Source organism: Enterobacter sp. BIDMC 30 (assembly GCF_000534355.1).
Classification (GTDB): Bacteria; Pseudomonadota; Gammaproteobacteria; order Enterobacterales; family Enterobacteriaceae; genus Enterobacter; species Enterobacter ludwigii.
Map to the genome: position 1 here is coordinate 2,829,154 of NZ_KI973169.1, position 23,217 is coordinate 2,852,370.

The 23,217-nt window shown below is 56.7% G+C and carries 22 protein-coding genes and 1 riboswitch; of the genes, 9 read left to right on the plus strand and 13 right to left on the minus strand.

Annotated elements, in window-relative coordinates; translation table 11 throughout:
* Nucleotides 1-154 precede the first annotated feature (154 nt).
* From L466_RS09025 to L466_RS09010, 4 genes are all read right to left on the minus strand, one after another.
* Nucleotides 155-1,534 carry an MFS transporter gene (locus L466_RS09025; RefSeq protein ID WP_032681115.1) on the minus strand — a complete coding sequence of 460 codons (1,380 nt, stop codon included), beginning with the start codon at nt 1,532-1,534 and terminating at the stop codon, nt 155-157.
* Between the two features lie 73 nt (nt 1,535-1,607).
* Complete coding sequence (locus tag L466_RS09020; protein WP_032681116.1) at nt 1,608-2,627, minus strand: Zn-dependent oxidoreductase; 1,020 nt, start codon at nt 2,625-2,627, stop codon at nt 1,608-1,610.
* A 14-nt stretch (nt 2,628-2,641) separates the two neighbouring features.
* The gene (gene rspA / locus L466_RS09015; protein ID WP_032681117.1) at nt 2,642-3,856 is read right to left on the minus strand and encodes a starvation-sensing protein RspA; all 1,215 of its coding nucleotides are present in this window, start codon (nt 3,854-3,856) and stop codon (nt 2,642-2,644) included.
* A gap of 113 nt (nt 3,857-3,969) precedes the next feature.
* A complete protein-coding gene (locus L466_RS09010; RefSeq protein WP_025204305.1) occupies nt 3,970-4,296 on the minus strand; it encodes a YnfA family protein in 327 nt (108 codons plus the stop codon).
* Nucleotides 4,297-4,448: 152 nt separating this feature from the next.
* On the opposite strand from L466_RS09010, the gene L466_RS09005 reads away from it, so the two are divergent.
* Nucleotides 4,449-4,787, plus strand: coding sequence for a DUF1283 family protein (locus L466_RS09005; protein ID WP_020884264.1), 339 nt, complete (start codon nt 4,449-4,451; stop codon nt 4,785-4,787).
* Nucleotides 4,787-5,347 (plus strand): spermidine N1-acetyltransferase, encoded by a 561-nt coding sequence (speG, locus tag L466_RS09000; RefSeq protein ID WP_020884265.1) that lies wholly within the window; start codon nt 4,787-4,789, stop codon nt 5,345-5,347. The genes L466_RS09005 and speG overlap by 1 nt, the downstream gene beginning before the upstream one ends.
* Nucleotides 5,348-5,363: 16 nt before the next feature.
* Here speG and L466_RS08995 read toward each other — a convergent pair whose 3' ends face one another.
* Complete coding sequence (locus L466_RS08995; RefSeq protein WP_032670404.1) at nt 5,364-6,110, minus strand: YnfC family lipoprotein; 747 nt, start codon at nt 6,108-6,110, stop codon at nt 5,364-5,366.
* Between the two features lie 386 nt (nt 6,111-6,496).
* Here L466_RS08995 and catA point away from each other — a divergent pair, with 386 nt between their 5' ends.
* From catA to dmsD, 6 genes are all read left to right on the plus strand, one after another.
* Entirely contained in the window at nt 6,497-7,195 is a 699-nt protein-coding gene (gene catA / locus L466_RS08990; RefSeq protein ID WP_032681119.1) for a type A chloramphenicol O-acetyltransferase, read from the plus strand.
* Between the two features lie 167 nt (nt 7,196-7,362).
* Nucleotides 7,363-7,656, plus strand: coding sequence for a DUF1161 domain-containing protein (locus L466_RS08985; RefSeq protein WP_014169881.1), 294 nt, complete (start codon nt 7,363-7,365; stop codon nt 7,654-7,656).
* Nucleotides 7,657-7,801: 145 nt separating this feature from the next.
* Complete coding sequence (gene ynfE / locus L466_RS08980; RefSeq protein WP_032681120.1) at nt 7,802-10,240, plus strand: selenate/tellurate reductase subunit YnfE; 2,439 nt, start codon at nt 7,802-7,804, stop codon at nt 10,238-10,240.
* Between the two features lie 10 nt (nt 10,241-10,250).
* Nucleotides 10,251-10,868 (plus strand): dimethylsulfoxide reductase iron-sulfur subunit DmsB, encoded by a 618-nt coding sequence (gene dmsB, locus L466_RS08975; protein ID WP_032681121.1) that lies wholly within the window; start codon nt 10,251-10,253, stop codon nt 10,866-10,868.
* Between the two features lies 1 nt (nt 10,869).
* Nucleotides 10,870-11,724, plus strand: a complete 855-nt coding sequence (locus L466_RS08970; protein ID WP_020884269.1) for a dimethyl sulfoxide reductase anchor subunit family protein — start codon at nt 10,870-10,872, stop codon at nt 11,722-11,724.
* A 42-nt stretch (nt 11,725-11,766) separates the two neighbouring features.
* The gene (gene dmsD, locus L466_RS08965; protein WP_032681123.1) at nt 11,767-12,381 is read left to right on the plus strand and encodes a Tat proofreading chaperone DmsD; all 615 of its coding nucleotides are present in this window, start codon (nt 11,767-11,769) and stop codon (nt 12,379-12,381) included.
* A gap of 19 nt (nt 12,382-12,400) precedes the next feature.
* Here dmsD and atzF read toward each other — a convergent pair whose 3' ends face one another.
* The 8 genes from atzF to L466_RS08925 all read right to left on the minus strand — a co-directional run bounded on the left by atzF (nt 12,401) and on the right by L466_RS08925 (nt 22,806).
* The gene (atzF, locus tag L466_RS08960) at nt 12,401-14,200 is read right to left on the minus strand and encodes an allophanate hydrolase (RefSeq protein ID WP_032681124.1); all 1,800 of its coding nucleotides are present in this window, start codon (nt 14,198-14,200) and stop codon (nt 12,401-12,403) included.
* The gene (uca, locus tag L466_RS08955) at nt 14,197-17,799 is read right to left on the minus strand and encodes an urea carboxylase (RefSeq protein ID WP_032681125.1); all 3,603 of its coding nucleotides are present in this window, start codon (nt 17,797-17,799) and stop codon (nt 14,197-14,199) included. The genes atzF and uca overlap by 4 nt, the downstream gene beginning before the upstream one ends.
* 152 nt (nt 17,800-17,951) lie before the next feature.
* Nucleotides 17,952-18,584: an urea amidolyase associated protein UAAP2 gene (locus L466_RS08950; RefSeq protein WP_025204312.1), complete on the minus strand. Its 633-nt coding sequence runs from the start codon at nt 18,582-18,584 to the stop codon at nt 17,952-17,954.
* Nucleotides 18,585-18,595: 11 nt separating this feature from the next.
* The gene (locus L466_RS08945; RefSeq protein ID WP_032682007.1) at nt 18,596-19,303 is read right to left on the minus strand and encodes an urea amidolyase associated protein UAAP1; all 708 of its coding nucleotides are present in this window, start codon (nt 19,301-19,303) and stop codon (nt 18,596-18,598) included.
* Nucleotides 19,304-19,316: 13 nt separating this feature from the next.
* Nucleotides 19,317-20,093, minus strand: coding sequence for an ABC transporter ATP-binding protein (locus L466_RS08940; protein ID WP_032681126.1), 777 nt, complete (start codon nt 20,091-20,093; stop codon nt 19,317-19,319).
* Nucleotides 20,090-20,905 (minus strand): ABC transporter permease, encoded by an 816-nt coding sequence (locus L466_RS08935; RefSeq protein ID WP_032681128.1) that lies wholly within the window; start codon nt 20,903-20,905, stop codon nt 20,090-20,092. Before L466_RS08935 ends, L466_RS08940 begins: the two co-directional genes overlap by 4 nt.
* A gap of 17 nt (nt 20,906-20,922) precedes the next feature.
* Nucleotides 20,923-21,981: a putative urea ABC transporter substrate-binding protein gene (locus L466_RS08930; RefSeq protein ID WP_032681129.1), complete on the minus strand. Its 1,059-nt coding sequence runs from the start codon at nt 21,979-21,981 to the stop codon at nt 20,923-20,925.
* A 57-nt stretch (nt 21,982-22,038) separates the two neighbouring features.
* A riboswitch (guanidine-I (ykkC/yxkD leader) is annotated at nt 22,039-22,137 on the minus strand.
* Between the two features lie 216 nt (nt 22,138-22,353).
* Nucleotides 22,354-22,806: a MarR family winged helix-turn-helix transcriptional regulator gene (locus tag L466_RS08925; RefSeq protein WP_014169866.1), complete on the minus strand. Its 453-nt coding sequence runs from the start codon at nt 22,804-22,806 to the stop codon at nt 22,354-22,356.
* Between the two features lie 71 nt (nt 22,807-22,877).
* Here L466_RS08925 and L466_RS08920 point away from each other — a divergent pair, with 71 nt between their 5' ends.
* The gene (locus tag L466_RS08920) at nt 22,878-23,168 is read left to right on the plus strand and encodes a DUF1330 domain-containing protein (RefSeq protein ID WP_032681130.1); all 291 of its coding nucleotides are present in this window, start codon (nt 22,878-22,880) and stop codon (nt 23,166-23,168) included.
* Nucleotides 23,169-23,217 lie beyond the last annotated feature (49 nt).

Consider the following 23,217-nt stretch of genomic DNA (forward strand, 5'->3'; position numbering starts at 1 on the left):
TGACTACACCAACTAGAATGGCAGTCGGGGTAAAAAAGAACTGCCATTAACCATACTGATCCTGCAGTTTGAGATTTTGATTTATATTAACTTTTACGCATGTGGTGTGACATGACCATAAAGTTGTGTGATAGGTCACTAAAGATATAAACCATTACCGCCGCGATGAAACCGCCCCATAGCCGACGGAATCACGTGCCGGCCCCTCCGCCGCATCTTCCGCCACACTCAAATCACGATCGCAGACCTCTGGCATGCAGATGGCGGCGATCAGCCCAATCACGGAGTAGGCGATCATCATGGCGACAATTGGCCACCAGGAACCGGTCATATTGCAGAAGATCCCGGCGAGCACTGGCCCAAAGCCTACCGCCACCAGCCCGCCCGCCTCTTTTGAGATAGCCATCCGGGTAAAGCGGTTACGCGAGCCAAACATCTCCGCCATCGTGATGTTTTCCAGGGCAAACAGTCCCAGTACGGCGAAATTATGGATAACGATGATGGAAAGCATGATCACGCCCGGCGCATAGCTCTTATCAACGATAATCGACAGCATCGGGTACGCCAGAATAATGGCGGAGATATTGAGCAGAATGTACGGCAGACGACGCCCTACTTTATCGGAGAGCCAGCCCAACAGCGGGATAGAGATAAACCCGAGGATTGAGCTTATCATCAGTGCATCGGTGGGGATCGCTTTATCGAACAGCAGCGTCTGAACCAGATACCCGGCAAGAAACGTCTGGATCAGACCTGAATTCCCCGCCTGACCAAAACGCAGCCCGGTTGCCAGCCAGAAGGACTTACTCTTCACCATCGCTGCAAATGATAAATCGTGTTTTGTCACCGGTGCGGTTGTCTCAGCCTCGTTCACTTTTTCAAATACCGGGCTCTCCTTGAGGTTCATTCGCAGCCAGATGGCGAAGATCATTACCACCACGCTTGCAAGAAACGGGACACGCCAGCCCCAGGCAACCAACTGTTCGCGGTCGAGGGCGAAGAACATAATTGCCCAGATAGCCGTTGCACTTAACGTCCCGCAGTTGGTGCCCATCGCCACCAGCGAGGAGATAGTGCCGCGTTTCCCTTTAGGGGCGTACTCCGCCAGCATGGTCCCGGCGCCGGAGATTTCAGCCCCTGCCCCCAGCCCCTGGATGATACGCAGCGTCACTAACAGGACGGGCGCGAAAATCCCAATCTGCGCGTAGGTCGGCAAGACCCCGATCAGGGTCGTGCAGATCCCCATCATAGTAATGGTGATAAACAGCACCTTTTTACGGCCAATGCTGTCGCCCATTCGCCCGAAGATAAAGGCGCCGACAATGCGCGCGATATAGCCTGCGCCGTACGTCCCCATCGCCAGAATCAGCGCCATTGCGGCCGATTGTTCCGGGAAGAAGATCTCATGGAATACCAGGGCGGCCCCCAGCGAATAGAGCTGGAAATCCATAAACTCCAGTGCGGTACCCAGCCAGCCGGAAACGGCAGCTTTCACCAGATCTGAAGTCGTTCTTTGTGGTTGTGTTTGCGTCATAATGGCTATCTCTGCAAGGTAAGATGCGTACCACTCAGAGCCTGTCTGCGCAGGCTCTTAACCGCGTGAATTATTATTGCCCGAACGTGAGTAAGACTTTGCAGCACTGCTGCTGATCTTTTTCAAACCGTTCGATGGCGTCTGTTACGTGGTGATAGTCAAAGGTGTGGGTGATCAGTTTGTCCGGGTCGATCAACCCCTTTTCCAGCCAGTCGATGACGACGGGGAATTTGTTGGCATTCAGCCGTGATGAGAATATCGCCAGCTCTTTTCCGGTGATCCCCTGCTGAACAATCTGGCTTGGGTCGCTGGAAAACCCCATCAGCACGATGCGTGCCGCCGGAGAGGCAATGGTGATGGCTTCCTGTAAAATTGTCGGATGACAGGCTGCGTCAATAATAAGCGTTGGTTTGATCCCTTTTTCTTCCAGCACCGCCTGTAACGACAGCTCCGCGTTGTTGAACACCCAGTCCGCGCCGCTGCGTTGCGCCATCGCCAGCCGTTCATTGATCCGGTCGACAACGATAACCTGCTTCACCTTATAGACACCTTTCAATGCCTGGAGGGTGACAAGCCCCATGGGGCCTGCGCCGTAGATCAGGGCGATATCCTGCCCGGTGGGTTGTGCATGCCCCGTTACGTTAGCGGCAATCGTGAACGGCTCGATCATTACCGCGTGTTTATCTGGAATAGCATCCGGAACAACCCAGGCATTTTTTGCCGGTACGACGGCATACTCACTAAAGCCTCCGTCGCGATGAACGCCCAGCACCACCAGAGAGGTACAGACATTGGGTTTGCCCACGGAGCACGGATAGCAGTGTCCGCAGCTGATCACCGGGTCAACCGAGACGCGCTCGCCCACGCGGGCCGGGTCAACACCCTCACCAACGGCATCAATCTCACCAAAAAATTCATGGCCAATCACGCGCGGGTATCGGGCAAACGGATTATGCCCGCGGTAAATATGGCTGTCTGAACCGCAAATACCGGCCAGTTTGACGTTGACGCGCACTTCACCTGCCGCGGGTTCCGGAAGTGGACGATCTTCAATCACCAGTGCGTTGGGTTGTTGAATCACTACGCTTTTCATCGTTCGCTCCTCGTTTACCAGTTCCACAACGTGCCATCTTCGAGACGGGCAACCGGAAGATAGGCAGGATCGTACGGGTATTTCGCCGCCAGTTTTTCGTCAAATTCAATACCCAGCCCGGGTTTGTCGCCCGGATGCATATAGCCATTATCAAAGCGCCAGCTGTGCGGGAAGACCTCCAGCATTTGTTCGGAGTAACCCATATATTCCTGTACACCAAAGTTTGGCACCCACAGGTCAAAATGCAGCGCGGCGGCGTGGCAAACAGGCGACAGATCCGACGGTCCATGTGAGCCGGTACGCACCTGATAAAGCGAGGCGAAGTCCGCGATGCGCCGCATGCCGGTGATGCCGCCCGCGTGGGTAATGGTGGTGCGGATATAGTCGATAAGTTGCTCTTCAATAAGCTGCTTGCAGTCCCAGATGCTGTTAAACACTTCCCCAACCGCAATCGGCGTGACCGTGTGCTGACGGATCAGACGGAAGCAGGCCTGGTTTTCCGCAGGCGTAGGATCTTCCATCCAGAACATACGGAATGCTTCAATGCTCTTACCGAATCGCGCCGCCTCAATCGGGGTCAAACGGTGGTGCATGTCGTGCAAAAGATGTTCATTAAAGGCAAATTTACTGCGCACCGCATCGAACAGCTTCGGTGTGAAATCGAGGTATTTTTCGGTGGACCAGAGCTGCTCTTCCGGCCAGTCACCTTTAGTGGCGGGCTCGTAGGCCAGCCCTTTACCTTTCGACATGCCATAGGTGGTTTTCATACCCGGCACGCCGCACTGGACGCGGATTGCCTTAAAGCCCATCTCTTTATGCCGGGCGTAATCTTCCAGCACGTCATCAATGGAGTGTCCGGTGGTATGACAATAGACCATCACCCCTTCCCGGGATGCGCCGCCCAGCAGCTGGTAGAGCGGCATATTGGCCGCTTTGGCTTTGATATCCCATAGTGCCATATCCACAGCGGAAATGGCCGACATGGTGACCGGACCACGACGCCAGTAGGCGCCTTTGTAGAAGAACTGCCAGATATCCTCAATGCGGTGCGCATCACGGCCGATCAACTGCGGGCAAAGGTGATCTTTCAGATAAGAGGCCACCGAAAGTTCACGTCCGTTGAGGGTGGCATCACCCAGGCCGACGATGCCCTCGTCGGTGGTAATTTTAAGGGTGACAAAGTTACGCCCCGGGCAGGTAACAAAGACTTCAGCCCCGACAATCTTCATAATCCATTTCCTTACATCGCTCATTGTGATGCTGGAAACTTACTCTTCTGCACTACTACCATACAAGTATAATGATCATAAAATCAGCGAACGGTCACAAAAAAATCGGGCGCTCAGGCGCGCCCCCATCCGGCAACAATAATCAACATGCCGCACAGCGCAACCAGCGCCCCGGCCCAGTCATAGGCGCTGAGCTTCACACCATCCACCACGCGTAACCACAGCAGCGCGGTACAGACATAAACCCCGCCATAAGCGGCGTAGACGCGCCCGCTGGCCGCCGGGTGCAGCGTCAACAGCCAGACAAACAGGGCCAGCGCAATGCCCGCCGGGATCAGCAGGAATACGGTTGCCCCCTTCTTTAGCCAGAGCCACGGAAGGAAGCAGCCGATAATTTCACACAGCGCAGTGGCAAAAAAAAGCAGAGTGGTTTTGAGCATATTTACGGTCATGTGATGATTTATTTAGACATCATACCTGATGATATCGTTTACTTTTCCATACCCGTGTCGCGGGTATGCCGTTATTTCTCTTTGGTGTAGAATCTGAACGGGATAACTTAATTATCTGCGCCCATTTAAAAGGAAACGCTATGACTACATTAAGCAAACGCCTTTGTCTGACAGCCCTGCTGGCGCTGTCATCGTTCGCCTTTGCCGCCTCTGCCACCGCCGAAACCAGCAAACTCATTATTGAGTCTGGTGACAGCGCGCAAAGCCGTCAGAACGCCGCGATGGACAAAGAACAATGGAATGACACCCGTAGCCTTCGCCAGAAGGTGAACAAACGTGTTGAAAAAGAGTGGGACAAAGAAGATGTCGCTTTCGACGCGCGCGATAAGTGTCAGCAAAGTGCCAACGTTAACGCCTACTGGGAGCCAAATACCCTGCGCTGCCTGGATCGTCGTACTGGCCGCACGGTCGCGCCATAATGTCAGTGCAGTGTGACGTAAAGCTCCGCCCGCTGGAGCGTGAAGACCTGCGCTTCGTCCACCAACTCGACAATAACGCCAGCGTGATGCGCTACTGGTTCGAAGAGCCTTACGAGGCGTTTGTTGAGCTGTCGGATCTCTACGATAAGCACATTCACGATCAAAGCGAACGCCGTTTTGTCGTGGAGTGTGAAGGTGAAAAAGCCGGTCTGGTGGAACTGGTTGAGATCAACCACGTTCATCGTCGGGCAGAATTCCAGATTATCATTTCACCTGAGCATCAGGGGAAAGGTCTCGCCACGCGGGCGGCGAAGCTGGCGATGGATTACGGATTCAACGTCCTGAATCTCTACAAGCTTTATCTCATCGTGGATAAAGAGAACGAGAAAGCAATCCATATCTACCGCAAGCTGGGCTTTATGGTGGAAGGCGAACTGGTTCACGAGTTCTTTATCAACGGTGAATACCGCAACACCATTCGCATGTGCATCTTCCAGCATCAGCACCTGGCCGGACACAAACCGTCAGGCGCCAGCCTGCTGAAACCCACCGCGCAGTAACCTGCGCGGCTTTTTCTCAGTAGTATTCAATACTGTTCTTAATGGTGTACTTGCGCTCAACGGCGGGCTTCACGCTGTTGTCGGTGATCGTCAGATCGCAACTCACCGGATTATTGTGTCGATCGTAATCGCAGCTCTGATTGACGTTGCCCAGCGGTTTGTCATTCAGCATGCTCACGGCGGAGTAATCCATTCTTTTGCGAAGGTCTTTAGACGGCGTCGACTGGACGGATAAATGCTGGTCCCCGGAGACGGTGGTTTTCCCCAGCGGATAGCCATCCGCATCATAGCGGTACTTCACTTCCATCTCTTTGCCGTGCGCCGCCACCACAAACCCGTTATCGTCGGTATCCCACGTTACGCCCGCCGACGGCAATTCGGCCAGCTGGCATTTCCCCTGCAGTTTCACTTTTCGCTGCTGGGTTTCCGCATCAAGGTAGTAATTAGCATCCAGTACCAGCGCCACGCCGGTATTGGCCTCGAGGTCGTGCAGTTCGAGGGTATCGAAACACCCTTCCGTCGACATCGTACCGGTTACCCGTTTGGAGACTTCACCTTTGTCATTGAACAGTGTCTGGGTGAAGTCTTTTACCGGGCCGCGCAGAGGGTCAAAATCAAATTCATTGGAGAAGCTCGCCATCTCGGGCGTAAACGACAGCGGCGCGGAAGGGTTGTCGCACCCCACCAGTGTTGCTGCCAGTAGCGTTATCGCTGCGTAGTTCTTCACATCATTTACCGAATCAGGGAGAGTATTCCCGATCATATTAGCAAATACCGTTGTTCACACGATAGCAAAATGTCAGGCGAAAAGAGACGTACAATCAATGCATTAATCTCTCTTGCCCTCTGCAAAACCTCGCCAGAACGAGAAGGCGCTGTGCCCTCTGTTGAACAGGAAAAACACCTGCTTTGAGCGCATGACGGATATTCTGTGGCATATTAACAACATGAAAACGCCGGCAGATTGCGCCATCTAACTTTTTTCTTTGATATATTAAATGTTTAACATCCCCTTTCTTCCTCTATAAGGATGCGCTACCCTCACAAATGCGTTCGCGTCCAAAACCGCCTGGAATCTCTATGCTTTCTTTATTCATGAAAAAACGTAGGCAAAACGCTGATTTTTGATTGCTCATCAAAGGTTAAAAAATGAAAAAAACAATCCCTGAATATACGCCTGTTGACTTATCACGTTGGGCCAGAAAAGAACATTTCGAGGTATTTCAGTCCTTTGCTCAATCTACATTTAATCAAACTGTTCAAATAGACATCACCGCATTGCTCAAGGATATAAAAGAACTGGGCTGGAAATTTTATCCGACGATGATTTCCCTCCTTTCTAAAATCGTCAACAACCATTCGGAATTCCGTATGGCCATGAAGAACAATGAACTTGTCATATGGAATGAAATTCATCCAAGCTATACCATTTTCCATAATGAAACGGAGACCTTTTCTTCTTTATGGAGTCACTTCGATGGCAATATTGATCATTTCCAGAACGTTTATTCGGAAGATGTTGCTCGCTATGGTAATAGCCTTTCTTATTGGCCGAAGGAAGAGTCGCGGGAAAATGTATTTTTTGTGTCGGCGATCCCCTGGTCAAGTTTTACCAGTTTTAATATCAACGTAGCCAATATGCAGAACTTTTTTGCCCCCATGTTCACTATGGGGAAATACGTCAACCAGGGTGGAAAAGTATTGTTGCCCCTCGCCGTGCAGGTCCATCATTCCGTGTGCGATGGTTTCCATGTAGCAAGATTGTTCAATGAGTTACAGGCGATGTGTGATGACTTACGGCATCACTCCGGCGAACGACAGGTGCAGAGCAAAACGCACCGCGCTTAGCGTCGCGATGCCGGGCGGGTATAACCGCCCGCAGGACGTGTTGATGGAAATTGGGGAAAATGAGCGCAGGAAGCCTGTATAAGATTGTTCAGAAAGTTATCTCCAATAACAAAAGCTTACACGAACCCTGCTAAGCTTAACCGACACACAGAGAAAAGGAGCTACAGATGAAACGGTTACCCTGGATTACCGCCCTGCTGTTAATGAGCGCTTCTACAGCGGCTCTGGCTGCCCCGGATTCCTGCGAGCGCGTAAAAAGCGACATTCAGCAGAAAATCATCAATAACGGCGTGCCCGAGTCCGGCTTTACGTTGAATATTGTGCCAAACGATCAGGCTGACCAGCCGGATGCACAGGTTGTCGGTCATTGTGCGAACGATACCTTTAAAATTCTCTATACCCGCACCGGTAGCGGTGCCGCATCAGGGATGCAGGATAATGGTCAGGGCGAACCTCAGTGATTTTAATCACTTTCTCGCGGCCAATTCCCTTTGACTTGATGAGGATTAATATTTAATACCTCCAAATAAGTAACATTCACCCCATCATTAGCCCGGTTGTAATCACGGGCGAAAATAATACGCAATTAAAATGATGGGGTGAGTTATGTCCGATGTCGAAAATCACGGCGGGATCAGCCGTCGAACGTTGGTTAAATCCACTGCAATAGGCTCTCTGGCACTTGCCGCCGGGGGGATTTCACTGCCTTTTGGCCTCAAACGCGCCGCTGCCGCGGTACAAAACGCCGTAAAGCCCGCTGAAGACAAAGTGGTCTGGGGTGCCTGCTCGGTCAACTGCGGGAGCCGTTGTGCGCTGCGTCTTCACGTCCGTGATGAAGAAGTTTACTGGGTCGAAACGGATAACACCGGTGAGGATATTTATGGCAATCATCAGGTTCGCGCCTGCCTGCGCGGGCGTTCCATTCGCCGTCGGATCAACCACCCCGATCGTCTGAACTACCCCATGAAGCGCGTAGGGAAACGCGGTGAAGGAAAATTTGAGCGTATCTCATGGGATGAAGCCCTGGACACCCTTACCCGCAGCCTGAAAGATGTCGTCGAAAAATACGGCAACGAAGCGGTCTACATTAACTACTCCTCCGGCATTGTGGGCGGCAATATCACCCGCTCCTCCCCTTATGCTTCGCTGGTCGCGCGTCTGATGAACTGCTACGGCGGCTTTTTAAGCCACTATGGCACTTATAGCACCGCGCAAATAGCCTGTGCAATGCCCTACACCTACGGCAGCAACGACGGCAACAGCACCTCAGATATTGAAAACACGAAGCTGGTGGTGATGTTCGGCAATAACCCGGCAGAGACGCGCATGAGTGGCGGCGGGATAACCTATTATCTCGAGCAGGCCCGCGAGCGCTCTCACGCGCGCATGATCGTCATCGATCCGCGGTATACCGACACCGCCGCCGGGCGCGAAGACGAGTGGATCCCGATTCGCCCGGGAACGGACGCCGCGCTGGTCGCAGGTATCGCCTGGGTACTGATCGACGAAAACCTTGTCGATCAGCCGTTCCTCGACACGTACTGCGTCGGCTATGACGAAAAAACGCTGCCGGAAGGTGCGCCTGCTAACGGACATTACAAAGCGTATATTCTCGGTCAGGGTGATGATGCCACCGCCAAAACGCCGGAATGGGCCTCCCGCATCACAGGCATACCGGCCGATCGCATCATCAAGCTTGCACGAGAAATTGGCAGTACCAAACCGGCTTACATCTGTCAGGGCTGGGGCCCCCAGCGCCAGGCCAACGGCGAGCTGACCTCCCGCGCCATTGCCATGTTGCCGATTTTGACCGGAAACGTCGGTATTAACGGCGGTAACAGCGGCGCACGTGAATCGACCTACACAATCACCATTGAGCGTATGCCACTGCCGGATAACCCGGTGAAAACGCAAATCTCATGCTTTAGCTGGACCGACGCCATCGCGCGCGGACCCGAAATGACCGCCCTGCGCGACGGCGTGCGGGGAAAAGAGAAGCTGGATGTGCCGATCAAATTCATCTGGAACTACGCTGGCAACACCATCATCAACCAGCATTCCGACATCAACAAAACCCACGATATTCTGCAGGACGAGAGTAAATGCGAAACCATCGTGGTGATCGACAACTTTATGACCTCGTCGGCGAAATATGCTGACATCCTGCTACCCGATTTAATGACCGTTGAGCAGGAAGACATTATTCCTAACGATTATGCAGGCAACATGGGCTACCTGATTTTCCTTCAGCCCGTGACCGCACCGAAGTTTGAGCGCAAACCGATCTACTGGATCATGAGTGAAGTGGCGAAACGCCTCGGCCCGGATATTCATCAGCGATTTACCGAAGGACGTACCCAGGCGCAGTGGCTGCAGTATCTGTATGCCAAAATGCTCGAAAAAGATCCGCAGTTGCCGTCCTATGACGAACTGAAAGAGAGGGGTATTTATAAGCGTAAAGATCCGGCCGGGCACTTCGTGGCCTATAAAAAATTCCGCGATGATCCGCAGGTTCATCCGCTCAACACCCCCTCGGGCAAGATTGAAATTTACTCCAGCAAACTGGCAGAGATTGCGGCTACCTGGGAGCTCGCCGACGACGAAACCATCAGCCCGCTGCCGGTCTACGCCTCGACCTTCGACGGCTGGGACGCCCCGGAACGTCATAAATTCCCGCTGCAGCTCTTCGGCTTCCACTTCAAAGCCCGCACCCACTCCAGCTACGGCAATGTCGACGTGCTGAAAGCCGCCTGCCGTCAGGAGGTCTGGCTTAACCCCGTGGACGCGGCGCAACGCGGCATCAAAAATGGCGATACGGTGCGCGTGTTTAACGATCGCGGCGAGGTGCGCATCGAAGCGAAAGTCACACCGCGCATCATGCCCGGCGTAAGCGCGATGGGCCAGGGAGCCTGGCATGACGCCAATATGAACGGCGATCGTGTCGACCACGGTTCATGCATCAACACCCTGACCACGCACCGCCCGTCACCGCTGGCCAAAGGTAACCCGCAGCACACCAATCTGGTGCAGATCGAGAAGGCGTAAGGAGTAACCGATGACAACCCAGTATGGATTTTTTATTGATTCCAGCCGCTGCACCGGGTGCAAAACCTGCGAGCTCGCCTGCAAGGATTACAAAGATTTAACCCCGGACGTCAGCTTCCGCCGTATTTATGAATACGCGGGCGGTGACTGGCAGGAAGACAACGGTGTCTGGCACCAGAACGTGTTTGCCTACTACCTGTCGATTGCCTGCAACCACTGCGAAGACCCGGCCTGCACCAAGGTCTGCCCGAGCGGGGCGATGCACAAGCGTGACGACGGGTTTGTGGTGGTGGATGAAGATGTCTGCATCGGCTGTCGCTACTGCCACATGGCCTGTCCGTACGGTGCCCCGCAGTACAACGCCGCCAAAGGCCATATGACCAAGTGCGACGGCTGCCACACCCGCGTGGCGGACGGCAAAAAGCCGATCTGCGTGGAGTCCTGCCCGCTGCGCGCGCTGGATTTCGGTCCTATCGACGAGTTGCGTAAAAAACATGGTCAGCTGGCGGCCGTCGCGCCGTTGCCGTCCGCGCACTTCACGAAGCCGAACATCGTGATTAAACCTAACGCCAACAGCCGCCCGACAGGGGATACCACCGGTTACCTGGCAAACCCGAAGGAGGTGTGAGATGGGAAGTGGATGGCATGAATGGCCGCTGGTGATCTTCACCGTCTTCGGACAGTGCGTCGCCGGGGCATTGATCGTTATGGGGCTCGTCTGGCTTACTGAAAAAGACGACGCGGTGAAAACACGCCTTGTCCGCAGTATGTTCTTTCTGTGGCTGGTGATGGGCATCGGATTTTTGGCGTCCGTGCTGCACCTTGGCTCCCCGCTCCGGGCCTTTAACTCGCTCAACCGCGTGGGTGCTTCGGCGCTCAGTAACGAAATTGCCGCGGGATCCATTTTCTTTGCCGTTGGCGGTTTCTGGTGGCTGGTATCCGTTATCGGTAAAATGCCCCCGGCACTGGGTAAAATCTGGCTGGTCGTTAGCCAGATCCTGGGCGTTGTCTTTGTCTGGGCGATGACCCGGGTTTATCAAATTGATACCGTACCGACCTGGTACACGGGTTACACCACGCTGGCCTTTTTCCTGACGCTGGTATTGGGAGGGCCGCTGTTTGCAGCCCTGTTGCTGCGCGTGGCAAACACGACATATAAAAGCACATTCGCGGCCTCTGTCAGCGTGCTGGCACTCCTGGCCTGCGTGGCGGTCATCGTGCTGCAGAGCAATGACCTGGCGACAATCCACAGTTCCGTTCAACAGGCGAGTGCCCTGCTGCCTGACTATGGCGCACTGCAAATCTGGCGTATCGTACTGCTTGCCGCCGGACTCGGCTGCTGGTTGTGCCCGCTGATGCGTCGGCAGGAGCCTAAAGCCCTCGCTCTTTTTGCAGGCGTGATACTGGTCGTCGTGGGTGAACTGATTGGCCGTGGTCTTTTCTATGGTCTGCACATGACCGCAGGTATGGCGATTGCGGGTTAACACAGTCGCGCGGGCTACTCCGCGCGAGCAAGGAAGGTAGTCATGAAAGAAGTCTCACAACGTGATTCGTTCGCGTTCAGCGCCCGGGTACTGGGCGCGCTGTTTTATTTTGCTCCGGATAGCGAGCAGACTGCGCCGCTGGTGCAGGCGCTCACCGAAGGCGACTGGATTCAGGACTGGCCGCTGGCGCCGGAAACGCTGCAGCCCGTTGCAGATGCGTTCAAAACGCCAGCAGATGAAGCGTTGAAAGATGCCTGGCAACGTCTGTTTATTGGCCCTTACGCCCTGCCGTCACCGCCGTGGGGTTCCGTCTGGCTGGATCGGGAATCCGTGCTCTTCGGCGACTCCACCCTCGCGCTGCGCCAGTGGATGCGTGAAAACAACATTGCCTTCGAGATGAAGCAAAACGAACCGGAAGATCACATCGGTACCCTGCTGTTACTGGCCGCGTGGCTGGCAGAAAATGGCCGCGACGCTGAACGCGACCAGCTTCTGGCATGGCACCTGCTGCCGTGGAGTACCCGCTTCCTGTCCGTGTTTGTTGAAAACGCCGGGCATCCGTTCTACACCGCACTGGGCAAACTCGCACAGCTGACGCTCGCGGACTGGCAGGACACGTTAATTATTCCGGTCGCGGAAAAAACGCTCTACCGCTAACGCCAGCACCCTGGCTTGCTCACCGTTTCCGGGCAAGCCAGGCTCTCCAGCCACCAAATTCCGTGATATCCCGTGCCCCCTCCAGGCCATACGCCTCGCAGATAAACCCGGTCAACCACCGTCCGTCCTGCAGCTCGATTTTTCCCAGCCCCAGGGGTGCGGGGATCCCGGCGAGAAACGACCCCACTTCGCTGTGCGGTAGCTCCCAGACTTCGACCGCAATCCCGGCCCCCTGGTCTGCCACCCGAACCATTCCGGGACGTTTACCGTCCGCCAGCGCATACAGACGGTAATAAGGTGCGCTGGTGGTCGCGTCGACAAGGCGTGCTCCGCGCTCTCGTAACTGAACATTGAGCGCCAGACCGTCCATATGCGCACCGCAGACCACTATCCGCAGGCGGTCATGGGTTGCGGTGCAGGTCGGCGCGTCGTCCAGCATGGCACGATTGCCCGGTAATGTTAATTTTGTGTGACGTTGTAACGCATCGGCCAGACTGAGCAGATACTGATCGGTAAACGCGCGGCCAAACAGCGTGACGCCGGATGGCAGCCCATTGTTCATTTCACCGACCGGGACCGCTACGGCAGCATAGTCGAGCAGGTTCATAAAGTTGGTATAGATGCCCAGCGCCGAGTTGCTTTTAACCGGTTCATCGGCCAGCTCAGCCAGACTCACCGGGCGGGGATACGTCGGAATTAATACGCAATCCAGGTCGGCCATCATGGCATCGCACTCGGCTTTATACCGCTGGAGTTTGTACTGCGCGTCAAACGCCGCCACCGCAGTGGCTGTAGGCGCGTTTTGCAGGACATCACGGATAACCGGCAGCACCGCGTCCGGCTGGCGTTCAATCAGCGCACCCGCGAGGTGATAACGCTCGGCGACCCACGGGCCGTCATAGAGCAGTTTCGCGGCCGCCAGAAACGGTGCAAAGTCGAGAGTCACGGGCACGCCCCCCAGCGCGATAAGCCTCGTCTTTGCGCGGTGATACAGCGCCTCGCTTTCTGCACAGCCGAGAAACTCCAGCGTCTCCGGCACGCCAAAGCGAAAGCCCGCGGCAGGGACACCAAAAGCCTGCGGGCCGTTCCACGCCGGGTTGGACCGGCTGTATTCGTCATGCGGATCCTGTCGCGCCGTGAGTGCCAGCAACTGGCTGGCCTCTGCTGCCGTCGCTGTGAAAAACGTGACGCAGTCCAGCGTGCGGCAGGCAGGCACAACCCCTGCCGTGGAGATGAGACCTTTGGTTGCTTTGAGGCCGACCAGATTATTCAGCGAGGCCGGTACGCGCCCGCTGCCGGCCGTGTCCGTTCCCAGCGCGAAGCTCGCCAGACCCAGGGCGACCGCCAGCGACGACCCCGCGCTGGATCCACCGGACGGGTAATCCGGATGAACGCTGTTACGACATGGGCCATACGGCGAACGCGTACCGTTTAAGCCGGTAGCGAACTGATCGAGGTTAGTTTTCCCCAGAGGAATCGCCCCCAGCGCAATCAGCTGCGAAACTATCGTTGCATCCTGTTCTGCCCGATACGCAAATGCCGGACAGGCGGCGGTGGTGTCGATACCCGCCAGATCGATATTGTCTTTGATGGCAAAGGGCACGCCGAACAGCGGCAGCGTGTCCGGCGCTACGCCCTCCAGCGCGGCGAGGTACGGCTCCAGCTCTTCAGGGGTGAGCAGATAAATAAAAGCGTTAAATGACGGGTTCAGCGCCAGCGCGCGCTCGCGTAAGGCCGTTATCACCTCACGCGGGGCGATCTGGCCTTCACGGTATGCCTCTGCCAGCGCAGAGAGACGTAAATCATAAAGAGGCTTCATGCTGTTTTCTCCAGAACGACCACGCACTGGCCCGCCCGCACCGACGACCCCGGCTGGACACGGACCTGACTGACCACGCCGTCCTGAGTGGCAACTAACGGGATTTCCATTTTCATCGACTCCAGCACCACCAGCACATCGCCTTCGCGCACTGTGTTGCCGACCACAACGTTCACCTGCCACAGGTTGCCGGCAACCGGGCTTTCAACACCGGATTCTCCCGACCGTAACGGCGCGTCGTCACCGTCATCCGTCGTTTCGTCGCTGCTGTCAAAATGCGCCTGCCCGCCCGCTATCCAGCGCTCACGCTCGGCGTTAAACGCCACCTGCTGATGCGCACGGAATGCCTCAATCTCAGGTGCTTCGTCAGCCAGAAACTGCTGATACTCCGCCAGTTTCAGCGTGGTGTGTTCAATACGCAGCGGATAACGCCCCAGCGGGAAATCCCGGCGGATGGTTTGCAACTCCCCGGCTGAGACCGGATAAAAGCGAATTTGATCGAAGAAACGCAGCAGCCAGGGCTTGCCGCCGAAATCCTCTACCGTGCGATAGCGATTCCACATCTGCAGGGTTCGCCCCACAAACTGATACCCACCCGGCCCTTCCATACCGTAGATGCAGAGGTATGCCCCGCCAATGCCCACCGAGTTCTCCGCCGTCCAGGTGCGCGCCGGATTGTATTTGGTGGTCACCAGACGGTGTCGCGGGTCGAGCGGCGTGGCCACCGGCGCGCCGAGGTAGACATCCCCCAGCCCCATCACCAGATACCGGGCGTCGAACACCGTTTTATACACTTCATCAATGTTAGCCAGATCGTTTATGCGACGGATAAACTCCAGGTTACTCGGGCACCACGGCGCATCGCGGCGCACGGTGGTCATGTATTTGTCGATGGCTTTCTGACACGCCGGATCGTCCCAGGAGAGCGGCAGCCAGACGATGCGCGACGGCACGTCCAGCGAATCCTGGTCACAAACGCCCTGCCACAGCCCGGCGATCACCTCCAGCAGGCTATCCAGGCGCAGCGTTTCCGGCTGATAATGAATTTGCAGAGAGCGGATCCCCGGCGTGAGATCGATAACGCCTTTCAGCGCCCGGTCCTCAAGCGCCTGCATCAGCGCGTGGCCGCGAAAACGCAGCACCAGATCCAGCTCAGGCTCGCCAATCTCCAGCAACAGATGGGTATCACCCGACACTCTCGCCACCAGACGTTTATCGGCCGTCCCCTGCGTCAGCACAATCGGTGAGTCCAGCCCGGCAGGTTGCCACGTGACAGGTTGCGGGGTCAGACTGGCGATTTGGCGCTCCTGCGCCTGCGCCAGCCGTCGCGCGGTGGCAATATCCACCGGCACAAAGCGAACGTAATCTCCCGCCTTCAGTTGCCCTACCGCGTGCAGATCGGCCTCGATGATGGTGACCGGACAGACAAACCCGCCCAGGCTTGGGCCATCCGGGCCGAGGATCACCGGCATATCGCCGGTAAAATCCACCGCGCCGATGGCATACGGATTGTCATGAATATTCGACGGATGCAGGCCCGCCTCGCCGCCGCTGTCGCGAACCCATTCCGGTTTCGGGCCAATCAGGCGTACCCCCGTCCGGCTGGAGTTGAAATGCACTTCCCATTCGGTGGCGAAAAACGTCGCGATGTAATCCGGCGTGAAATACTCCGGCGCACCGTGCGGGCCGTAAATCACCCGCAGTTCGCGCACCGCGTCCAGCCTCGTGTGCAGCGCCTGCGGCAGCGGCGCGTCCGCAACCGGCTCGGTTAACGGAGCCAGGTGCAAAATGTCACCTGTGCGGAGCGCCCGTCCGGCGTGCCCCCCGAACTGCCCCAGCGTGAAGGTGCTTTTACTGCCCAGATATTCCGGCACGTTAAACCCGCCGCGCAGGCAAAGATAGCTGCGCACGCCCGCACAGCGGACCTCTCCCATACGCAGCGTCATGCCCGCACGTACGCGAAAAACGTGATTATAGGCCAGCGGTTCACCGTCCAGCGTGAGCGCAATTTCAGCGCCCGTCACCACCAGTTGCGCATCGCAGTTGAATTTCAGCGTCGGGCCGCTGAGGGTGATCTCAAGCGCGGCGGCATCGTCTTTATTGCCCAGCAGACGGTTACCCAGACGCAGCGCCAGGCTGTCCATTGGCCCGGATGGCGGAACGCCAACCGCCCAGTAGCCTGTGCGTCCCGGGTAATCCTGTACCGTGGTCTGCGTACCGGCGCTGAGCACCTCCAGCGTGGACGCCTGGTACATCAGATGCTCAAGGCAGCGGGTCCAGGGCTCACCTGCGGCAAACGGCGCGAAGGTCAGGATCTGCTGCAGATAGCTGCGGTTGGTTTCAACGCCATAAAGACGGGTCTCCCCCAGCGCGGAATGCAGCACGCCGATGGCGGCTTCGCGTGTCGGTTGCCAGGCGATCATTTTGGCTAACATGGGGTCAAAAAACGGCGGGACTTCGCATCCGGCCTCAACCCAGCTGTCGATGCGCAACGTAACGCGGTCATCGGGCGGGAAAGCCACGTCGGTGAGCAGTCCCGGTGAAGGCTGGAACTGGCGGCCCGGGTTCTCGGCATAGATCCTGGCCTGAATGGCATGCCCCTCCGGTTTCAGGGTGTCACGCAGTTTCGCCAGTGGCGGCAACGTTCCGGCGGCAAGTTCGATCATCCAGCGCACCAGATCCACGCCCCACACCTGTTCGGTCACGCCGTGCTCCACCTGCAAACGGGTATTCACCTCAAGGAAGTAAAAGCGGGCGGCGTCGCTGTCATAGACGAATTCAACGGTGCCCGCGCTGCGGTAGTTGACCGCTTTACCGAGCGTTATCGCCGCCTCGCACACTGCCTGCACCATGCCCGCCGGCAGGTTTGGCGCAGGCGTCTCCTCCAGCACTTTCTGGTTACGCCGCTGCACAGAGCAGTCGCGCACGCCGAGGGCAATCACCTCGCCCTTGCCGTCACCAAACAGCTGTACTTCCAGATGGCGCGCCCGCTCAATGTACTTTTCGATAAAGACACCCGCGTCGCTGAAGTTATTTTTCCCCAGACGCACTACCGCATCGAACGCGTCACGCAGCTCTTCTGCGTCATAGCAGACGCGCATACCGATACCGCCGCCTCCCGCCGTGCTTTTCAGCATCACCGGATATCCCACTTCGGCGGCAGCGTTGACGGCCTGGTTAACATCGGCCAGCAGGTCGGTGCCCTCCAGCATCGGAACCCCGTGCGTTTTCGCCAGCGCGCGAGCGGTATGCTTTAGCCCAAACAGACGCAGCTGTTCCGGCGTGGGGCCCACAAAGGCAATCCCCGCGGCGTCACACGCTTCGGCGAACGCGGCGTTTTCCGAGAGAAAACCGTAGCCCGGATGAATGGCCTGTGCACCGCTGGCTTTCGCGGCGGCGATGATCTTCGAACTATCCAGATAGGTATTCGCCGCCGGGCCATCGCCCAGACTCAGCGCTTCATCGGCCTCGCGAATATGCAGGCTGCTGATATCCGCCTCGGAATAGACTGCCACACCACGGATTTTCATGGTGCGCAGGGTGCGTAAAATGCGGCAGGCTATCGCCCCGCGGTTCGCAATCAGGAGTGTCGTCAACATAGGTCAGACTCAATCGTGGCGGGTCGTCCCGCCGAAAATCGGCTCACCCATGGTCGTCCATGGGGGAAAAAGCGGTTACGGCAGAATGCGTCCGGCACGGACTTCAAACAGGCGGTACAGCGCCTGGCGCAGTCGCTGCCAGCGGGTGGGCGTCAGTTCCATACCAGCACCTCAGCAGGCGTTGGGTTCCAGCCGTTGCAGGGGTTATTCAGCTGTGGACAGTTGGAGATCAAGACAATGACGTTACACTCGGCGCGCAGGTCGACGTATTTCCCCGGCGCGGAGATACCATCTTCAAACGTCAGCCCGCCCTCTGGCGTCACCGGCACGTTCATAAAGAAATTGATGTTGGCCGTGATGTCGCGTTTTTGCAGACGCCCATCGTGCAGACAGGCGCAGAGGAAGTTATCGCGACAGCTGTGCATATGGCGTTTATCGAGGGCGTATCGCACGGTGTTGCTCTCCTGGGCGCAGGCCCCGCCGAGGGTATCGTGACGCCCGCAGGTATCGTCGATAATGGTCAGCAGGGGGTTACCGAGGCTGGAGTACAGGACGCTGCCACGCGTGAGATAGGCGTTGTTCTGACGGCGCAATGTGCGCTGCGCATCGTAACGTTCACGCGGGTTATCGGCATTGTAGAACAGCGTGTCGACCGCCTGGTTACCTTCCAGGTCGAGCAGGCGCAACGTCTGCCCTTGTTTCACCTCGAACAGGTACGGTTCACCTGCCGGGATCACGTGGCGAAATACCGCGTCTTGCACATGCTTTTCAGAGATCATGGTCATTTTACTGCTCCTTACAGGGCGAAAAGCCGGGTATTGGTCATGGCGCGTTCGTTTTCCAGGCGCGTCAGAAGCGCGTTAACGGCCCCCTCTTCATCCTCAGCCTGTCGCCAGCTCAGCGCGACCGGTCGTGGGGCATATTCCCGGGACGGATCCATCGGATGCTGCAGCGCGGTCATCACCACAAGCGTGTCCATGGGCGCGTACAGCTCCACGTAACTGCCCGGCTGCGAATAGCCGCCGTGTAAGGTGAACTGACCGCGGTCATCGACGGTGACTTTGCTGAAGAAGTTGACCACCATCAGCAGATCTTCGAGATTGAGATCCCACTTACCCATCTCCACCAGCAGGTTGTCCGTTCCGTTTCGGTAAAACCCGTTACGCAGTTCCTGATAGCGTCCCTGGCCATACTTTTCAGTCACCTCGGCGGCGTTCAGTACGCCGCCAAACGGGTCATGCCAGCCGCAGGTATCTGCGGTGATGCCTGCCAGCACGCGTCCCATGTCGGAGTAAAAGCAGTGTCCGGCGGTCAGACGCGCGGTGTGCTGGCCTTTCAGGGTGTCGGGCAGGTTCAGACGTTCACTTTTCTCGTGCGGATTCAGCATCAGCAGGCTGACGTTTGCTCCACCTTCAATGTCGGTCATACGCAGGATCTGCCCGCGCTTAAGCACAAACGAGAGGTGACCGCCACCGGGCAGGATCTCTTCGCGTAACATGGTCATGGTATTCACGGTGTTAACCCCTTAATGCATAAACGTTATCGGGAGCCGTTCCACTCAGCGCGGAGAGCCGCGTCTCGTTGAGCGGAATGTCGTAGGTAATACGGGCGCCAAAGGCGTTGGGCGCCTGCGGGTCGAGGCGCACTTTGTCGAACACCAGTAAGCGGGTGCCGAGGTTAAAGCCTTCCGAAAGATCGTGGGTGACCATAAAGACGGTCATGCGGGTCTCCCCCCACAGCTGAAGCAACAAAGCGTGCATATCTTTACGAATACCCGGGTCCAGGGCGCCAAACGGCTCATCCAGCAGCAACACGCGCGGCTGCATAATGAAGGCCTGCGCAATGGCTAAACGTTGCTGCATACCGCCGGAAAGCTGGGCCGGGTATTTGTGCATCGCATGCCCGAGACCGACTTTTTCCAGCATCCCGGTGGCCCGCTCACGCGCCGCGCGTTTCTTTGCCCCAAACAGGCGCCCGAACAGCGGCGCTTGCGGCAGTTCGAGCCCTATGGTGACGTTATCCAGCACGCTGAGATGCGGGAAAACGGAGTAGCGCTGAAACACCACGCCCCGGCTGCTGTCCGGCTCGGCGCGCAACGGTTTACCGTCGAGCGTAATGGCCCCTCGGCTGGGCGCTTCCTGACCGAGCAGCAGGCGCAAAAACGTGGATTTTCCGCAGCCAGAGGCCCCCACCATTGAGCAGAACTCGCCCTCTTTCACCTGCAGATTGAGGCGCTCCAGCACCACGTGGTCGCCGTACTCCTGCCAGATATTGTTGATGGTGATAAAGCTCATGCTTTCCCTCCTTCCGCCCAGGGAAACCAGGTTTTATGTAACTGGCGCAGGGCCAGATCCATCAGCCAGGCCAGCAGCGTGATCCACAGGACGTACGGAATGATCACATCCATCGCCATATAGCGGCGCACGAGGAAAATGCGATAGCCCAGCCCGGCGGTTGAGGAGATGGCCTCTGCCGAAATGAGAAACAACCATGCCGACCCCAGCAGCAGACGCAGCGAGGTCAGCAGCCGCGATAACAGCTGCGGAAGTACCACGCGCAACACCAGCGTCCAGCTATTGGCACCCAGCGTCTGGGCTTTGATCAGAATCTCCGGTGGGATTTCGCACGCGCGATGCTCCAGATCGCGCGCCAGCATCGGCGTGATGCCGATGACAATCAGCATCACTTTCGACAGTTCATCCAGCCCGAAAACGATAAATAGCACCGGCAGGATCGCCAGCGGCGGGATCATCGACAGCACCGTCATCAGCGGCGAGAGCGACGCGCGCCACAGCGGGAAAACACCGGCGGTGACACCAACACAGAGGCCGATGATCGAGGCGATGACCAGCCCCGTCAGCAGACGGGCAAGGCTCACCAGCGTGTCCAACCAGAACAGATAGTCACCACTGCGTTTATCCGGGGTAAACGCCATGCGTGATAGCGCGTCCAGCATCTGCTGCAGGCCAGGCAGCAGCTTGTCCTGCGGGTTAGCCTCCAGCCTGACCGCAGAACCGAAAAAGTATGCGGCCAGCAGCAGGACGAAAGGCAGCATCACGAGCATCAGCCGCATGCCGGGCGTGGGATGGCGATTAATTTGTCGCATGGATGTTCCGTCCGTTATTACAGCGTGCCGGCAGCGGCCATTTTCACGAAGCTGTCGTCAAAGCGCAGCTTCACGTTGCTGGCATCGCCCTGGGTGACATTGCCCGGGAAGCGCATGCCGATGAAATCCGCGCTTTGCGCCCCATCGCCCAGCAGCCCTTTATCGAACGAAAACGTGGCTACGCGCTGCATGGTTTTCGCCAGCTCCGGCGACGTTAAAAAGGCAATATTGTCCTGCGGGGTATAGAACAGGTGGGTTGTTTTCAGCTGCGCCTGATAACCGGCCAGATCGGTACCGGAGGCGGCGGCCATTGCGTTGAGCACGGTGGCATCCTGCGCTTTCATCAGCCCCATCATCTCGTACCATGCGCCGGTTAATGCTTTGCCAAGCGCCGGGTTGTCTTTCAGGGTTTCGCTGTTGACCACCATCATGTCGATAAGCTCACCCGGTACCTGAGAGGAGCTGAACACTTCTGTTGTTTTTGGCGTGCCTTTGATGACCGACAGCTGCGGGTTCCAGGCTACCGCCGCCTGCACATTTGCCGTGCCAAAAGCGGAGACGATGTCCGCGTCAGACGTGTTTACCACGGTGACGTCTTTTTCGGCCAGGCCGGCTTTTTCCAGGCCGCGCACCAGCAGATAGTGGGAAACAGAGAGCTCAGGCAGGTAGACTTTCATCCCTTTCAGGTCGTTGAGCGTTTTGCCCTCGCCCTTCATCACCACGCCGTCGTTGCCTTCTGAATAGCTGCCAAGGATCAGCGCCGTGGTATCAACGCCGCCCGCGGCCGGTATGGTCAGCGCATCCATATTGGTCATGGTGCAGCCGTCAAACTGGCCCGCAGTGTACTGGTTGATGGATTCGATATAGTCGTTGAGCTGAACAACATTGATTTTGATGCCGTATTTATCGGCCCATTTATCGATGATTTTGCTACTGCTGAGGGTGCCCCAGGGCATCCAGCCGGCGTAGATGGTCCAGCAGACGTTGAACTCTTTCTTCACCGCAGCAAAGGTGGGGAGACTGACCAGCATCGCCAGGGAGAGTACCAGGGTGCGGAATAATGGCGTTTTCTTCATGCTTGACCTCTGAGTGGCACAAAATTAGGGGGCAGCGCGACACCTTCAGGTGCTGCTGTCTCCCGGGCTTTTGTCCCGCCGTGTAACCTCTCAGAGGTCGCCAGCTCTTGGACCAGCCATTCACCGCAGTGAACCGGAACCCTAGCCAGCTATTTTTCAAATTGTGGTGTGCTGCCCTTCAGTGTTAAGCGTTGCAAGGGATATGCCAGAATTTTTTATGTTAATTATTAAACTGTTAAGCCTGCCTGTGCAGGCTGTTTCACCGTTTTGGTGAGACACGGCGAGTTGAGTGCACCGTGCTGGTGTTCTTTGGGATGACGCGTGGTGCTGACGGCGTTGCCCACAGTACGTGTCTGCGACAGCAGGAAAGGCTCAAAATGATGTGCTGGTTTTTGCCAGGTCTTTCATCATCGTCGTCGTCAGGCTGAGCTGTTCACTTCCCATTTTACGTGACAATTCCTCTCTTGCGGACTGCCATACGGGGATCACGGATGTCAGAAGCGCCCACCCCTGCGCGGTCAGGCTAAGTTGTTTTCCACGGCGTCCGCGCCCCCCCGTTGATTCAATAACCCCACGGGACTCCATAATCCGTATGTTTCGGCTCAGTGTGGTTGCATCCACCCCGGCCTTTGATGCAAGCCCTGCCACCGTTTCATTTACGCCACCGCCGATCCCCACCAGCAGGCTGAACTGTTCTGCCGTCAATTCATAAGGTCTGAAGCAGGCGTTGTAATAACGCGTAATAGCCCGTGCGGTTGCACGTGCCTGATACGCCGGACAGGTCTCGGGGATGGTTTTTAGTAACGCCAGATCAACAGTGTTCATACTTTACGCTCGACAGATACGGTGAGATAAAATAGTGTATATACACTATTAACGCTATTCAAGGTATCATGATGCCCGCATTTATCCATATCAATTTACGTGTTATCGACCCTGCACGGCAGGCCAATCTTGCCCCTCGCTTCAGACTGGCACTTGAAGAGGCCGGCGGCAAAATTCTGCATTTTGGTCCTGTTGTTGAAGTCCTTGAAGGCGATGAAGAACCGCTACCCTTTGCTGGCATTTTTGAGTTCCCTTCACTGCAGCAGGCGCTGGCGTTTTACCATTCGGAAAAATATGCCCCGATCAAAGCTGAACGCCAGCTGACACAGCAGGCAAAAATGTTCGTTGTCACCACTGACTAAGCGTTTCGTTTCCTTGCCTGCGATATCGTTTCCAGATTTCTCCACCCGT

What these genes read in the sequence shown, in the direction of transcription:
- L466_RS08935 (WP_032681128.1), bottom strand. Translation starts at nt 20,905, where the DNA reads ATGCGACAAATTAATCGCCATCCCACGCCCGGCATGCGGCTGATGCTC.
- L466_RS08985 (WP_014169881.1), top strand. Translation starts at nt 7,363, where the DNA reads ATGAAACGGTTACCCTGGATTACCGCCCTGCTGTTAATGAGCGCTTCT.
- uca (WP_032681125.1), bottom strand. Translation starts at nt 17,799, where the DNA reads ATGTTGACGACACTCCTGATTGCGAACCGCGGGGCGATAGCCTGCCGC.
- L466_RS09005 (WP_020884264.1), top strand. Translation starts at nt 4,449, where the DNA reads ATGACTACATTAAGCAAACGCCTTTGTCTGACAGCCCTGCTGGCGCTG.
- L466_RS08930 (WP_032681129.1), bottom strand. Translation starts at nt 21,981, where the DNA reads ATGAAGAAAACGCCATTATTCCGCACCCTGGTACTCTCCCTGGCGATG.
- dmsD (WP_032681123.1), top strand. Translation starts at nt 11,767, where the DNA reads ATGAAAGAAGTCTCACAACGTGATTCGTTCGCGTTCAGCGCCCGGGTA.
- L466_RS08920 (WP_032681130.1), top strand. Translation starts at nt 22,878, where the DNA reads ATGCCCGCATTTATCCATATCAATTTACGTGTTATCGACCCTGCACGG.
- L466_RS09010 (WP_025204305.1), bottom strand. Translation starts at nt 4,296, where the DNA reads ATGCTCAAAACCACTCTGCTTTTTTTTGCCACTGCGCTGTGTGAAATT.
- L466_RS09020 (WP_032681116.1), bottom strand. Translation starts at nt 2,627, where the DNA reads ATGAAAAGCGTAGTGATTCAACAACCCAACGCACTGGTGATTGAAGAT.
- catA (WP_032681119.1), top strand. Translation starts at nt 6,497, where the DNA reads ATGAAAAAAACAATCCCTGAATATACGCCTGTTGACTTATCACGTTGG.
- L466_RS08995 (WP_032670404.1), bottom strand. Translation starts at nt 6,110, where the DNA reads ATGATCGGGAATACTCTCCCTGATTCGGTAAATGATGTGAAGAACTAC.
- L466_RS08940 (WP_032681126.1), bottom strand. Translation starts at nt 20,093, where the DNA reads ATGAGCTTTATCACCATCAACAATATCTGGCAGGAGTACGGCGACCAC.
- L466_RS09025 (WP_032681115.1), bottom strand. Translation starts at nt 1,534, where the DNA reads ATGACGCAAACACAACCACAAAGAACGACTTCAGATCTGGTGAAAGCT.
- dmsB (WP_032681121.1), top strand. Translation starts at nt 10,251, where the DNA reads ATGACAACCCAGTATGGATTTTTTATTGATTCCAGCCGCTGCACCGGG.
- ynfE (WP_032681120.1), top strand. Translation starts at nt 7,802, where the DNA reads ATGTCCGATGTCGAAAATCACGGCGGGATCAGCCGTCGAACGTTGGTT.
- L466_RS08925 (WP_014169866.1), bottom strand. Translation starts at nt 22,806, where the DNA reads ATGAACACTGTTGATCTGGCGTTACTAAAAACCATCCCCGAGACCTGT.
- rspA (WP_032681117.1), bottom strand. Translation starts at nt 3,856, where the DNA reads ATGAAGATTGTCGGGGCTGAAGTCTTTGTTACCTGCCCGGGGCGTAAC.
- L466_RS08970 (WP_020884269.1), top strand. Translation starts at nt 10,870, where the DNA reads ATGGGAAGTGGATGGCATGAATGGCCGCTGGTGATCTTCACCGTCTTC.
- L466_RS08945 (WP_032682007.1), bottom strand. Translation starts at nt 19,303, where the DNA reads ATGACCATGTTACGCGAAGAGATCCTGCCCGGTGGCGGTCACCTCTCG.
- speG (WP_020884265.1), top strand. Translation starts at nt 4,787, where the DNA reads ATGTCAGTGCAGTGTGACGTAAAGCTCCGCCCGCTGGAGCGTGAAGAC.
- atzF (WP_032681124.1), bottom strand. Translation starts at nt 14,200, where the DNA reads ATGAAGCCTCTTTATGATTTACGTCTCTCTGCGCTGGCAGAGGCATAC.
- L466_RS08950 (WP_025204312.1), bottom strand. Translation starts at nt 18,584, where the DNA reads ATGACCATGATCTCTGAAAAGCATGTGCAAGACGCGGTATTTCGCCAC.